This is a genomic window from Pseudomonas sp. EA_35y_Pfl2_R111 (assembly GCF_963970955.1).
Lineage (GTDB): Bacteria > Pseudomonadota > Gammaproteobacteria > Pseudomonadales > Pseudomonadaceae > Aquipseudomonas.
The window spans coordinates 1502820-1516455 of record NZ_CAXAOM010000001.1 but is presented as its reverse complement, the minus strand read 5'-3'; the positions used below and the strand labels follow the sequence as shown (position 1 = coordinate 1516455).

The 13636-nt window shown below is 61.5% G+C and carries 11 protein-coding genes and 1 riboswitch; of the genes, 5 read left to right on the top strand and 6 right to left on the bottom strand.

Annotation, left to right across the window (positions count from 1 at the left end):
- Positions 1-84: 84 nt before the first annotated feature.
- The 3 genes from ppnN to ahcY form a co-directional block, all read right to left on the bottom strand.
- Positions 85-1458 (bottom strand): nucleotide 5'-monophosphate nucleosidase PpnN, encoded by a 1374-nt coding sequence (ppnN, locus tag AACY25_RS07210; protein WP_339523418.1) that lies wholly within the window; start codon positions 1456-1458, stop codon positions 85-87.
- A 224-nt stretch (positions 1459-1682) separates the two neighbouring features.
- Positions 1683-2528 carry a methylenetetrahydrofolate reductase [NAD(P)H] gene (gene metF, locus AACY25_RS07205; protein ID WP_339523416.1) on the bottom strand — a complete coding sequence of 282 codons (846 nt, stop codon included), beginning with the start codon at positions 2526-2528 and terminating at the stop codon, positions 1683-1685.
- A 99-nt stretch (positions 2529-2627) separates the two neighbouring features.
- A complete protein-coding gene (gene ahcY / locus AACY25_RS07200) occupies positions 2628-4022 on the bottom strand; it encodes an adenosylhomocysteinase (protein ID WP_339523415.1) in 1395 nt (464 codons plus the stop codon).
- 22 nt (positions 4023-4044) lie between these two features.
- Positions 4045-4138, bottom strand: a riboswitch (S-adenosyl-L-homocysteine riboswitch).
- A gap of 190 nt (positions 4139-4328) precedes the next feature.
- On the opposite strand from ahcY, the gene AACY25_RS07195 reads away from it, so the two are divergent.
- Positions 4329-4715: an MAPEG family protein gene (locus AACY25_RS07195; RefSeq protein ID WP_339523413.1), complete on the top strand. Its 387-nt coding sequence runs from the start codon at positions 4329-4331 to the stop codon at positions 4713-4715.
- A gap of 122 nt (positions 4716-4837) precedes the next feature.
- On the top strand, positions 4838-5287 hold the full coding sequence (locus AACY25_RS07190; protein WP_339523412.1) for a c-type cytochrome: 450 nt from the start codon (positions 4838-4840) through the stop codon (positions 5285-5287).
- Between the two features lie 7 nt (positions 5288-5294).
- Here the strand turns inward: AACY25_RS07190 and ligB are convergent, their stop codons facing one another.
- Positions 5295-6977, bottom strand: a complete 1683-nt coding sequence (gene ligB, locus AACY25_RS07185; RefSeq protein ID WP_445262120.1) for an NAD-dependent DNA ligase LigB — start codon at positions 6975-6977, stop codon at positions 5295-5297.
- 131 nt (positions 6978-7108) lie between these two features.
- Here ligB and AACY25_RS07180 point away from each other — a divergent pair, with 131 nt between their 5' ends.
- Positions 7109-7972: a hypothetical protein gene (locus AACY25_RS07180; protein ID WP_339523408.1), complete on the top strand. Its 864-nt coding sequence runs from the start codon at positions 7109-7111 to the stop codon at positions 7970-7972.
- 67 nt (positions 7973-8039) lie between these two features.
- On the opposite strand, the gene metK is transcribed toward AACY25_RS07180, so the two are convergent.
- Together metK and AACY25_RS07170 are read right to left on the bottom strand one after the other, a co-directional pair.
- Positions 8040-9230 (bottom strand): methionine adenosyltransferase, encoded by a 1191-nt coding sequence (gene metK / locus AACY25_RS07175; RefSeq protein ID WP_339523406.1) that lies wholly within the window; start codon positions 9228-9230, stop codon positions 8040-8042.
- The gene (locus AACY25_RS07170) at positions 9227-10258 is read right to left on the bottom strand and encodes an ArsR/SmtB family transcription factor (RefSeq protein ID WP_339408906.1); all 1032 of its coding nucleotides are present in this window, start codon (positions 10256-10258) and stop codon (positions 9227-9229) included. The genes metK and AACY25_RS07170 overlap by 4 nt, the downstream gene beginning before the upstream one ends.
- A gap of 196 nt (positions 10259-10454) precedes the next feature.
- Between AACY25_RS07170 and tkt the strand changes: the two genes are divergently transcribed.
- Together tkt and epd are read left to right on the top strand one after the other, a co-directional pair.
- On the top strand, positions 10455-12452 hold the full coding sequence (gene tkt, locus AACY25_RS07165) for a transketolase (RefSeq protein ID WP_339523404.1): 1998 nt from the start codon (positions 10455-10457) through the stop codon (positions 12450-12452).
- 66 nt (positions 12453-12518) lie between these two features.
- Entirely contained in the window at positions 12519-13625 is a 1107-nt protein-coding gene (gene epd, locus AACY25_RS07160; protein WP_339523402.1) for an erythrose-4-phosphate dehydrogenase, read from the top strand.
- Positions 13626-13636 lie beyond the last annotated feature (11 nt).

Below are 13636 nucleotides of genomic sequence, written 5' to 3'. Positions count from 1 at the left end.
AGAGCGGCAGGTCTGTGCGAGTGTCTGCCTGCTCGATGGTCGATGCGCCGTTGCCATGCCAGCAACGGCGCGGGTTCCGCCGACTCAGCTGGTCAGCTTGTAGCAGGGCACATAGGCACTGTTGCCTGGTAGCTTCATCCGGTGCTGATCGACGAAAGCCTGCAGCAACAAATCGAGCTGCAGCATGATGTCGCGCTCGCCGGTGATCTCGTAGGGGCCGTACTGTTCAATCAGGCGGATGCCCTTGTCCTTGACGTTGCCGGCGACAATCCCAGAAAACGCCCGGCGCAGGTTGGCCGCCAGCTCATGCAAGGGCTGTTCGCGGGTCAGCTTGAGGCTGGCCATGTTGACGTGGGTCGGCTCGAACGGGTGCTGGAAGCTCTCGTCGATCTTGAGCAGCCAGTTGAAGTGGAAGGCGTCGTTATATTCGCGGCGGAACTGTTTGACGGCCTTGATTCCTTCGGCCATTTCTCGTGCGACCTGCTCGGGGTCATCGATGATGATGCTGTAGCGTTGCTGGGCTGCCTCGCCCAGGGTTGCGCCGATAAACGCGTGCAGCTGTTCGAGGTAGGCGGCGGCGCTGCGTGGTCCCGTCATGATCAGCGGGAAGGGAATGTTCTGATTGTCCGGGTGCATAAGGATACCGAGGAAATACAGCAGCTCCTCGGCCGTACCGGCGCCGCCAGGGAAGATGATGATGCCGTGGCCGACACGGACGAAGGCTTCCAGGCGTTTCTCGATATCCGGCAGGATCACCAGCTCATTGACGATCGGATTGGGCGCTTCTGCGGCGATGATTCCCGGCTCGGTCAGACCCAGGTAGCGGCCTTGCACGTTGCGCTGTTTGGCATGGGAAATGGTCGCGCCTTTCATCGGCCCTTTCATCACCCCAGGGCCGCAGCCGGTGCAGATATCCAGGCCGCGCAGGCCCAACTCGTGGCCGACCGTCTTGGTGTATTTGTATTCCCCGGTGCTGATCGAGTGGCCGCCCCAGCACACTACGATCTTCGGTTCGACGCCAGCGCGCAGAGTGCGAGCGTTACGCAGCAGATGGAAGACGTAATCGGTGATGCCCTGAGAGCTGCTGAAATCGATGCGCTGATTCTCCAGCTCGCTCTGCGTGTAGACGATATCACGCAGGGCGCTGAACAGCATCTCGCGGGTGCTGGCGATCATCTCGCCATCGACGAAGGCGTCGGCGGGCGCGTTGAACAGCTCCAGGCGAATGCCGCGATCCTGCTGCAGGATGCTGATTTCGAAGTCCGGGTAGGCTTCCAGAATGGTCTTGGCGTTATCGCTGTGTGAACCGGTATTGAGGATCGCCAGGGCGCACTGGCGGAACAGCGCATAGACGCTACCGGAGCCGGTTTCGCGCAACTGCTGCACTTCACGCTGCGAGAGGGTTTCCAGGCTGCCCTTGGGCGTCACGGTGGCATTGGTGGTTTTGCGTGTGGCCATTGCGGCGCTCCATGTTTGTGATACCGCGTAAGCCCTACATGGCTAGACGCTTGCTGGAAGTATGGTCGGGACTGAGTGCTTTGGACTATGGGTTAACCGGGTAGTGCGTTGCAAAAGGCTACCGTGGTTTGCCGGGCGAGTGGTGAAAAGGCTGCGGCGCAGGGTCGGATAAAGAGCCCTCAGCCTCCGCAGGGCGCGGGTGCTGAGGTTGCTGCCATGGCGCGTTAGCGCGGCAGTTTGAGGTTGTTCCAGATAGCCAGGCTCGGTTCTACCAAGTTCATGCTGTAGAAGTGCAACCCAGGGGCGCCGCCCTGCAGTAGGCGTTCGCACATCTCGCTAACGACCTGCTCGCCGTAGGCGCGGATGCTGTCGCTGTCGTCGCCATAGGCCTCCAGCTGCTTGCGCACCCAGCGCGGAATCTCTGCGCCGCAGGCATCGGAGAAGCGCGCCAGCTTGCTGTAGTTGGTGATCGGCATGATGCCCGGCACCACCGGAATATCTACGCCCAGCTTGCGTACGCGCTCGACGAAATAGAAGTAGCTGTCGGCGTTGAAGAAGTACTGGGTGATTGCACTGTCGGCACCGGCCTTGGCCTTGCGTACGAAGTTAGCGATGTCGTCCTCGAAATTGCGCGCCTGCGGATGCATCTCCGGGTAGGCGGCAATTTCGATATGGAAGTGATCGCCGGTCTCGGTGCGGATAAAGCTGACCAGTTCGTTGGCGTAGCGCAGCTCGCCGCTGGCCATGCCCATACCGGAAGGCAGGTCACCGCGCAGGGCGACGATGCGTTTTATTCCAGCATCTTTGTACAGATTGAGCAGTTCGCGCAGCTCGGCCTTGCTGTCACCGACGCAAGACAGGTGCGGCGCAGTGCTAACACCAACATCGTTGTTCAACTGCAACACGGTGTTCAGGGTGCGATCACGGGTCGATCCACCGGCACCGTAGGTGCAGGAGAAGAAATCCGGCTTGTAGGTCGCCAGTTGGCGCGCCACGTTCATCAGTTTTTCGTGCCCGGCTTCGGTCTTGGTAGGGAAGAACTCGAAGCTGTAACGGCGTTCTTGGCTCATAGGATTTCTAGCCTTGCAGACGTAGGGTGGATGGCGCTATTCCATCCACCTTGCAGGAAGTCGGCGGTGGATAAGCCATAGGCTTACCCACCTTACGCATTAGTAGCGGTAAGCGTGCGGCTTGAACGGACCTTCCACGGCTACGCCGATGTAGTCGGCCTGGGTCTTGGTCAGCTGGGTGACCACGCCGCCAAAGCCCTTGACCATTTCCAGGGCCACTTCTTCGTCGAGCTTCTTCGGCAGTACTTCCACGGTCAGACGCTCGGCCTTCTGTGCCGGCATCAGGTCGGCGAACTTCTGGCCGAACAGGAAGATCTGTGCCAGCACCTGGTTGGCGAACGAGCCGTCCATGATCCGGCTTGGGTGGCCAGTGGCGTTGCCCAGGTTAACCAGACGGCCTTCGGCCAGCAGGATCAGGTAGTCGTCGTTGTGCGGATCGAAGCTGCCGGTGCCTGTGCGATGGATCTTGTGCACCTGCGGCTTCACTTCTTCCCACGCCCAGCTCTTGCGCATGAAAGCGGTGTCGATTTCATTGTCGAAGTGACCGATGTTGCAGACTACGGCGCGTTTTTTCAGAGCTTTGAGCATGTTGGCGTCGCAGACGTTGACGTTACCGGTGGTGGTAACGATCAGGTCGATCTTGCCCAGCAGCTGCGCGTCGATGCTGGCGGCGGTGCCGTCGTTGATGCCGTCCTTGAATGGCGAAACCACTTCGTAGCCGTCCATGCAGGCCTGCATGGCACAGATCGGGTCGACTTCGGTGACCTTGACGATCATGCCTTCCTGGCGCAGCGACTGTGCCGAGCCCTTGCCCACGTCGCCGTAGCCGATAACCAGCGCTTGCTTGCCGGACAGCAGGTGGTCGGTGCCACGCTTGATCGCGTCGCTCAGGCTGTGACGGCAGCCGTATTTATTGTCGTTCTTGCTCTTGGTCACCGAGTCGTTGACGTTGATCGCCGGGATCTTCAGCTCGCCCTTGGCCAGCATGTCCAGCAGGCGGTGTACGCCGGTGGTGGTTTCTTCGGTAACGCCGTGGATGCGCTCCAGCATCTGTGGGTATTTTTTGTGCAGGATTTCGGTCAGGTCGCCGCCGTCGTCGAGGATCATGTTGGCGTCCCACGGCTTGCCATCTTTCAGGATGGTCTGCTCGATGCACCATTCGTATTCTTCTTCGGTTTCACCCTTCCAGGCGAATACCGGGATACCGGCGGCGGCGATGGCGGCAGCGGCCTGATCCTGAGTCGAAAAGATGTTGCACGACGACCAGCGTACTTCGGCACCCAGTGCGGTCAGGGTTTCGATCAGCACGGCGGTCTGGATGGTCATGTGGATGCAGCCGATGATCTTCGCGCCTTTCAGCGGCTGCTCACCAGCGTATTTGCGGCGCAGACCCATCAGGGCTGGCATTTCTGATTCGGCGATGATGGTTTCGCGACGGCCCCAGGCAGCCAGGGAAATGTCGGCGACTTTGTAATCGTTAAAAGCGGCGCTCATAAAAAGCTCTCCATTCGTTGTCTGCGAATGGGCGCCGTTGATGCGTATGGTTAACGCCCCATCCGAGCCTGACAAAACTCCGGTATCCAGAGTTTGCTGCAGCGCCCCTCGGACGGGTGGCGGGAGCAACCGGAGCGGTGCCGGTTGCGTGAAGCTGGCGAAGTATAGCCAGCCCGGTGCAGAAGCCCAAGGTTTTCTGTCGGGCGAATTGGCTGTTGCGCCGTGCATTCTGGCCAGTTCAGCCATGGCCTTTGTGTGGTGCCTGAGACAGGCTGCAAGCCTCATTCCCCAATCTCTGGAGCCTCCATGACCCTTGCCTACTGGTGCGTGCTGATCGCTATCGTCCTGCCTTATTTGGCCACTGCCAGCGCCAAGTTTCTTGGCGCTGGCTACGGGCCGCGCGCCAACAGTGACCCGCGCGCCTTTCTCTCGGGCCTTGAAGGCTGGCGCAAGCGTGCCAACAACGCCCAGCTCAATGGCTTCGAGGTGACTCCAGCGTTCGCTGCGGCAGTGATCATCGCCCACCAGGCCGGTGGTGTAGCGCAGGGGTTGCTGGATCAGTTGGCGGTCGCCTTTGTGGTCAGTCGGGTGCTGTATTTCCTTTGCTATTTGGCCGACTGGGGGCCGATCCGTTCGCTGGTGTGGTTCGCCGGTATGGCGCTGATCGTCGCGCTGTTTGTCGTTTCCGCTTAACGCTTACGCCGCAGCACTCTCGCCGCTTCTGGCGTCTGCGGCAAAACACCACGCTTGGCCGGTAGCGGGCCGGTGGCGATACTGTCGCCCGTTATCCACCCGTTGTTGGCATTGAAGGTGTTATGAAGCGTAAAACCCTGTTTCTGGTTGTACTGGCGCTGGCTCTAAGTGGCTGCGGCGGTGTCGATCCCAATTCGCCGCAAGGCCAGCGTCAGAGCATTTTCAAGCAGATGCTCAAGGTCAGCGAAGACCTCGGGGGCATGCTGCGCGGGCGTCTGGCGTTTAAGGAACAGGCATTTGTTGAGGGCGCGGCCAAGCTCGATCAGCTTACACGCACGCCCTGGCAACACTTCCCCCAGATGCGTGAAGACGGTGAGGAAAGCCGCGCCAAGGATGACGTCTGGCAGCGCCAGGCGCGTTTTCAGGAACTGGCTCAGGCTATGGAAGCCAGCACTGCAGCGCTGGTGGCGGCTACTGCCGTGCAGCCGTTAACGGCACAGGCACTGGAGGCACCGATGCAGCGTGTCGAAGACAGCTGCAAGGCCTGCCATGAAGAGTTTCGTGCGTTCTAAGCACTGTTCAGAACCCAGCTATCTGCGCCTCGCGCAATTGCGCGCGCAGGGCCTGCACCTCCGGGTGTTGAAAAAAAGCCTGTAACTGCGCCGCACGCTGCGGACCGATACCGGGTTGACGTTGCCAGTCGGCTACGCTGCGTTGCGCCAGGGTGTCCCAGTCGGCGTCCGGCGACAGATGACTATTGCCCGGCAGGCCGAGGGCGCGCAGCCAGTCCTGCATGGGTCGTTGGCGAGCCAGGTTGAAGCTCTGTTGCAAAGCGCTTGCGCTACGTGGTCCCAGGCCCGGAATGCCCTTCAGTTGCTCGGCGGAGAGAGACAGCCAGTCGAGCAGGCTGTCGAGCTGTTGCGCATGCAGCAGTTTTTCCCAGGTGCCGGGGCCTACGCCCGGTAGCGCCAGGCCCTGTTTGCTGCTGAGCCAGGCCAGGCGTGCGCGAAACTGGCTGGCGCAGGCCGGGGTGGCGCGCCAGCAGCTCAGTTCGTGATAGGCCGCTGGGTCTGGTACGCGCAGTGCGACGCGTTGTTGAGTGCGCCAGAGCACGCTGTCGAGCACCGGAATGGTCAGTCCCGAGAGGCGGATTACCACCTGGTCGCCGGGGCGAATGTCCAGGGCCTGCCAGCGCTGCAGCGAGCCGACGCTGACATATTCGATGCGTCGGTCATCCAGCTTGACCGGCTGTACGCGCAGTACTGGGGTGATGCGCCCGCTACGGCCGATACGAAAGTCCACTGCCTGCACCACGGCTAATGCCTGGCTGACTGGGTATTTCCAAGCCACCGCCCAGTGCGGTGGTTCGGCTTGCCAGCGCGCAGCGGCGGGGCGTTGGCCTTGGCGCAGGACTACGCCGTCGGTGGCGAAGGGCAGGGCGCTGTTGTACCAGCGCTCGCGCCATTGGGTGGCCTGTTCGAGTGTGCGAATCGGCTGACTGAAACGCTGGCTGTCGGCAAAGCCCAGTTCGGCCAACTGCTGCAGGCGTTGCGGCATCAGTGCGGGTCCATCGGGCCAATCCCAGACAAACAGGCCGACGCCGGCGGCTTCCTCGGCGGTCAGCGTCCGCCTGTTCAGCAGCCCGGCGACCTTGCTGCGCGCGCCAAGGCCACCGGATTTGTGTTGGATATGCCCTGGCAAACGCCAATACAACTCGCCCTGCAGCACCAGGCTGATTGGCTTTGGCAGTTGTGCGGGTATAGCTTGCAGATGGCGGGCGTGAACGCTCCAGTCCTGTCCCGTGCGGCCGTTACCGCGGCTGATCAACTGTTGCAGCTGGCCGTTGTGATAGACCAGGCTGACGGCTACGCCATCGACTTTGGGTTGAATCCACAGGTCTTTGCGGTTGGCGACCCAGGCTTCCACTGCGGCACTATCAGCCAATTTGCGCAGCCCGGTATGTGCAGTTGGATGCGATTGGCGGCCGTTGCTGGTGCTGAGCGGGTCGGTTGTCGCGACAGAGACATCTGGGAAGCAGGCGCGCCAGCGCTGCAGGTTGGCGCTGGCCTGGTCATAGAGTTCGTCGGCCACTGGCGATTCACCTTGGCGATGGTAGGCATCGTCCCAGGCTGCCAATTGCTGGCTCAGTGCAGCGATTTCCAGCTCGGCGCGTTGCCTCTGCCAATCCGGGCAGGGTGCGGCCCAGGTGTGTAGGGTCAGGGCGGTGAGTAACAGCGCTAAGGCGGCTTTCATACTGAGCATCCTTGCTCGGAACGGTTTATCCAGCGTAGCAGCTATGCTTAATAGGTCAGCTTAAGCGCGTGTTTGGGGGTGGCAGCTTTATGCCAATGGGATTGCATCGGTGTTGGGGTGTAGGCCTGTGCCTGCTTGTCATGGGTTTTGCGCCATTTGGCGTGGTGCGTGCGGCCGATGCACTGGCCGAGCAGTGGCGCTTTGTGCACAACGCGCCGGAGACGGCCGATGATCAGCGCTACGCTTATCACTGGCGCGTATTACGCGCTGCGCTGGAGGTAACCCGCGAGCAATACGGCGCCTATCAACTTGAGCCCGGCCAGCCGCTGAGCGAGAAGTTGCAGGTGGTCGAGATGCAGCGTCCGCATGGCAGCCTCAATACCCTGGTGCTGGATGCCACGCAGCCTCTGGAGGAAGCCCTGTTGCCGGTGAAGATCCCGGTCGACAAGGGCTTGCTCGGTTACCGGGTATTCCTGATTCAAGCCGCCGATCAGCCGCGCTTTGCCGGCGTACAGTCACTTGAGCAGTTGCGTCAGCTGCGATTTGGCCAGCAGCGCGAGTGGTCCGATGTGGCGGTGTATAAGGCGGCTGGCTTGCCGGTGGTCACCGGCAGCAGTTATGAAGGGTTGTTCCATATGCTGATGCTGCGGCGTTTCGATGCCTTTGGCCGGGGTGTCAGCGAGGTAAGCGGCGAGCTGGCGCACTGGCGCAAGCAATACCCGCAGATGATCATCGAGAACGAGCTGCTGTTGTATTATCCGTTGCCGGTGTACTTCTGGTTCGCTCGCACTAATGAGGGCCGCCTGCGTGCGCAGCGTGTCGAGGAAGGCATGCGCATGCTGATTGCCGACGGCACTCTGGATCGATTATTCGCTGAAGAGTATGCCGCCACCATCAAGCAGCTTGGTCTGGAGCGCCGGCGTACCTTGAAGATTGCCAATCCTCATCTCTCCTCGCTGCATCCGTTCGACAAACCAGAGTATTGGTTTGTGCCAGCCCCCTAACCCTGAAGTGTCATATTGAGACAATAAAAAACCCGCCGTAGCGGGTTTTTTCTGCAGCCGATTGCCCTTACAGGCCGGCGGCGGCGCGCAGGTCGGCGACCTTGTCGGTCTTCTCCCAGGTAAAGGTGGTGAAGGTGTCGTCACCGACGGTCTTCTGCTGCGGGGTGCGGCCGAAGTGGCCATAGGCCGCGGTTTCCTGGTACATCGGGTGCAGCAGGTCGAGCATCTTGGTGATCGCGTACGGACGTAGGTCGAACACCTCGCGCACCAGCTTGATGATCTTGTCCTCGGCGATCTTGTGGGTGCCGAAGGTGTTGATCGAGATGGAGGTCGGCAGGGCCACGCCGATGGCGTAGGACACCTGGATTTCGCAGCGATCAGCGAGGCCGGCTGCGACGATGTTCTTCGCTACGTAGCGCCCGGCGTACGCCGCCGAACGGTCGACCTTGGACGGATCCTTGCCGGAGAATGCGCCGCCGCCATGACGGGCCATGCCGCCGTAGCTGTCGACGATGATCTTGCGGCCGGTCAGGCCGCAGTCGCCCACCGGGCCGCCGATCACGAAGTTGCCGGTCGGGTTGATGTGGAACTGGGTGTCTTTGTGCAGCAGCTCGGCTGGCAGCGCGTGCTTGATGATCAGCTCCATCACGCCTTCACGCAGATCACTCAGCGAGACTTCCGGGTTGTGCTGGGTGGACAGCACTACGGCGTCGATGCCAACCACCTTGCCGTTCTCGTACTGGCAGGTGACCTGGGATTTGGCGTCCGGGCGCAGCCACGGCAGCAGGCCGGACTTGCGGGCTTCGGCTTGGCGCTCGACCAAGGCGTGGGAGAAGCGGATCGGCGCAGGCATCAGCACGTCGGTTTCATTGCTGGCATAGCCAAACATCAGGCCCTGGTCGCCGGCGCCCTGGTCTTCCGGCTTGGCGCGATCGACGCCCTGGTTGATGTCCGGGGACTGCTTGCCAATGATGTTCATCACGCCGCAGGTGGCGCCGTCGAAGCCGACGTCGGAGCTGGTGTAGCCGATGTTGCAGATCACATCGCGGACGATCTGTTCCAGGTCGACCCAGGCGCTGGTGGTGACTTCGCCAGCGACGATGGCCACGCCAGTCTTGACCAGGGTTTCCACGGCGACGCGGGCGTGTTTGTCCTGGGTGATGATGGCGTCGAGTACCGCGTCAGAAATCTGATCGGCGATTTTATCGGGATGGCCTTCGGATACGGACTCGGAGGTAAAGAGGGAGTATTCGCTCATCGTGCGGGTTCCTGTTGGTTGCCGGTAATTGCAGCCCGTAGGCCATGAGTTATTGGAGGTTTGGCGAAGTGCCGCACCTGAATCTGAAAACCGTTGCGTAACCCGATATAGAGGCTTTCGCAGGTGTTGAGGTCGGCCGCGATGGCCCAGCGGGCCAGATCATCCTGTTCGAAGCCCAGCCACAGATCACCGCAAGCTTCACGGGCCCAGCTCTGGTTGTGGCTGCACAGCTCGGTGATCAGCAGGCTGCCGCCGGGCTTGAGGCGCTGTGCCAGCTGCTTGAGTGCCTCGGCCGGGGCGGCAAAGTGGTGCAGCACCATATTCAGCACCAGACAATCGGCGGCCGGGTAGTCGTCCTGCAGAGCGTCGGCCAGCTGTAGTTCCACATTGTCCAGGCCTTCCTCTGCGCAGCGCATGCGGGCCAGTTCGAGCATCGCCGCGCTGTTATCCAGGGCCAGCACCTGCTTGAAGCGTCGCGCCAGCTCTGGCAGAAAGCCGCCGTCACCCGGGCCGATTTCCACGGCGCTGGCATCGGTCGCAAAGCCTAGGGAGTCGAGCAGGGCTAGAACGCTGTCGCGGTACTGCGGCAGGCCGGCGATCAGGTCCTGCTGCGCCTGAAAGCTCGCGGCGCTGCGGGCGAAGAACTCCTGGCTGGCAGCGGCACGCTGGCTATGCACGGCGGCAATGCGTTGCTGCACCTCGAGCGGTAGCGACAGCTGATCGACTTCATCAAGCAATGCGGCATGTAGACGGCTGCCCAGCTGTTCGCCCTGAGCCAGAGCGCGGCGATAGAAGATCGCGTTGCCTTCGCGGCGTGTGGCCACGAGCCCCGCTTGAGCCAGCACCTTCAGGTGGTGACTGATGCCGGACTGGCCAGTGGCGAAGATCTGCGCCAGCTCCAGTACGCCGAATGAGTCGTTGGCCAGGGCGCGCAGAATGTTCAGGCGCAGCGCATCACCGCTGGCCTTGCACAGGGCGGAGAGGGCATCGACCGGCTCGAAGGCCAGATGGGAGGCGCGCATATTCATAGGCTGGGCAGTCTAGTCGGTCATTTTTTATCCAGCAAGGGCAATATCAAAAAGTTTTGATATTGCCCTTGCTGGCGCTCAGGCCAGAAAACATTGGCTGTGCGACTATCTGTCATTGCCCCGACAGGCCCCGCTGGGCGAAAATGGCCGCCTTTTTCGACCCCAGTTGCCCAAGCAACCCGTAGGAGATTCAGTGATGCCCAGCCGTCGTGAGCGAGCCAATGCCATTCGTGCCCTGAGCATGGATGCCGTGCAAAAGGCCAACAGCGGCCACCCCGGTGCCCCGATGGGTATGGCGGATATCGCCGAAGTGCTGTGGCGTGATTTCCTCAAGCACAATCCGAGCAACCCGAAATTCGCCGACCGTGACCGCTTTGTACTGTCCAACGGCCACGGTTCGATGCTGATCTACTCGCTGCTGCACCTGACCGGCTACGACCTGTCCATCGAAGACCTGAAGAATTTCCGTCAGCTGCACAGCAAAACTCCGGGTCACCCGGAATACGGTTACGCGCCGGGCGTCGAGACCACCACCGGACCGCTCGGCCAGGGCATCGCCAACGCCGTCGGTTTCGCCCTTGCTGAAAAAGTCATGGCCGCGCAATTCAACCGTGACGGTCACAGCATCGTCGACCACTACACTTACGCCTTCCTCGGTGACGGTTGCATGATGGAAGGCATCAGCCATGAAGTCTGCTCCCTGGCCGGCACCCTTGGCCTGGGCAAGCTGATTGCTTTTTATGACGACAACGGCATTTCCATCGACGGTGAAGTGCATGGCTGGTTCACCGACGACACGCCGAAGCGCTTCGAAGCCTACGGCTGGCAGGTGATCCGCAACGTTGACGGTCACGATGCCGACGAAATCAAGATGGCGATCGAGACCGCGCGCAAGAGCGAGCAGCCGACCCTGATTTGCTGCAAGACCATCATCGGCTTCGGTTCGCCGAACAAGCAGGGTAAGGAAGAGTCCCACGGCGCCGCCTTGGGGCACGACGAAATCGCTCTTACCCGCGCCGCTCTGAACTGGAACCACGCGCCGTTCGAGATCCCGGCTGACATATATGCCGAATGGGACGCCAAGGAAGCCGGCCTGGCTGCCGAAGCTGAATGGGACCAGCGTTTCGCCGCTTATTCCGCCGCCTACCCGGAACTGGCCAACGAGTTTGTCCGCCGCATGGCTGGCGAGCTGCCGGCCGACTTCTCCGCCAAAGCCAGCGAATTCATCCGCGCCGTGGCCGAAAAGGGCGAGACCATCGCCAGCCGCAAAGCCAGCCAGAACTGCCTGAACGCCTTTGGCCCGCTGCTGCCGGAACTGCTCGGTGGCTCTGCGGATCTGGCCGGTTCCAACCTGACTCTGTGGAAGGGCTGTAAGCCAGTGGTTGCCGAAGACGCTTCGGGTAACTACATGTACTACGGCGTGCGCGAGTTCGGCATGAGCGCGATCATGAACGGCGTCGCCCTCCACGGCGGCCTGGTGCCTTATGGCGCGACCTTCCTGATGTTTATGGAATACGCCCGTAATGCTGTGCGCATGTCGGCGCTGATGAGGCAGCGCGTGCTGTACGTGTTCACCCACGATTCCATCGGTCTCGGCGAAGACGGCCCGACCCACCAGCCGGTCGAGCAGCTGACCAGCCTGCGTACCACGCCGAACCTGGACACCTGGCGCCCGGCCGATGCCGTCGAAGCCGCGGTGGCCTGGAAGTTCGCCATCGAGCGCAAGGACGGCCCAAGCGCGCTGATCTTCTCCCGCCAGAACCTGCCGCATAACCTGCGTGACCACGAGACCGAGGCGGCAATCGCCCATGGCGGTTATGTGCTCAAAGACTGCGCCGGCGAGCCGGAGCTGATCCTTATCGCCACCGGTTCGGAAGTCGGCTTGGCCATCCAGGCGGCCGACAAGCTGGCCGAGCAGGGTCGCCAGGTACGTGTGGTGTCGATGCCGTCGACCAACGTCTTCGACCAGCAGGATGCGGGCTACAAGCAGTCGGTACTGCCGCTGCAGGTCACCGCGCGGATCGCCATCGAGGCCGCTCACGCCGACTTCTGGTACAAGTACGTCGGTCTTGAAGGTCGCGTTATCGGTATGGAAACCTACGGCGAGTCGGCCCCGGCCGGCGCTCTGTTCGAGCATTTCGGCTTTACCGTCGAAAACATCCTGGAAACCGCCGCCGAGCTGCTGGACGCCTGATCCGGCGAATGATGGGTGATGCCGCTTTGCGGCTAACCCATCCTACGGTTGCCTATCGAGATCACCATGTCCCAACGCCCCTATCGAATCGCCCTCAACGGCTACGGCCGCATTGGCCGTTGCGTGCTGCGTGCATTGCATGAACGTGGTGCAGGGGCGCAGCTGGAAATCGTTGCGCTGAATGATTTGGCCGACCAGGCCAGCATCGAATACCTGACCCGTTTCGACTCCACCCACGGGCGTTTCCCCGGTGAGGTGAAGGTCGATGGCGATTGCCTGCATATCAATGGCGACTGCGTGAAAGTGCTGCGCCAGGCGACGCCGGAAGGTATCGACTGGGCCGCCCTGGATATCGACCTGCTGCTGGAATGCTCTGGCCAGTACACCAGCCGCGCTGATGCCCAGCGCTTTATCGATGCGGGTGCGCCACGGCTGTTGCTCTCGCAACCGATGGCCAGCGAGGCGGATATCGATGCCACGGTGGTCTTCGGGGTCAATCAGGATTGCCTGAGTGGCCGCGAACAGCTGGTGTCGAACGCGTCCTGTACCACCAACTGCGGCGTACCGTTGTTGAAACTTCTCAACGAGGCGGTGGGTCTGGAGTATGTCTCCATCACCACCATCCACTCCGCGATGAACGATCAGCCGGTAATTGACGCTTATCACCACGAAGACCTGCGCCGCACGCGCTCGGCCTTCCAGTCGGTGATTCCGGTGTCCACCGGTCTGGCGCGCGGCATTGAGCGCTTGCTGCCGGAACTCTCTGGGCGCATCCAGGCCAAAGCCATACGTGTGCCGACGGTGAATGTTTCCTGTCTGGATATCACCCTGCAGACCGCTCGCGATACATCGGCGGCCGAGATCAATGCGGTGTTGCGTCAGGCGGCCGAGAGCGGCCCGCTAAAAGGCCTGCTGGCCTACACCGAACTGCCCCACGCCAGCTGTGATTTCAACCACGACCCGCATTCGGCGATTGTCGACGGCAGCCAGACCCGCGTCTCCGGCCCGCGTCTGGTGAATTTGTTGGCCTGGTTCGACAACGAATGGGGTTTTGCCAACCGCATGCTCGATGTTGCCGAACACTTCCTTTTAATAGCCAACCCACAAGTGAGCGAGCTAGAGCGAGACAAGGCAAAAACAGGCGAAGAAGCGCAGTTTACGGGTGGTAAATGAGCATTCTGAGC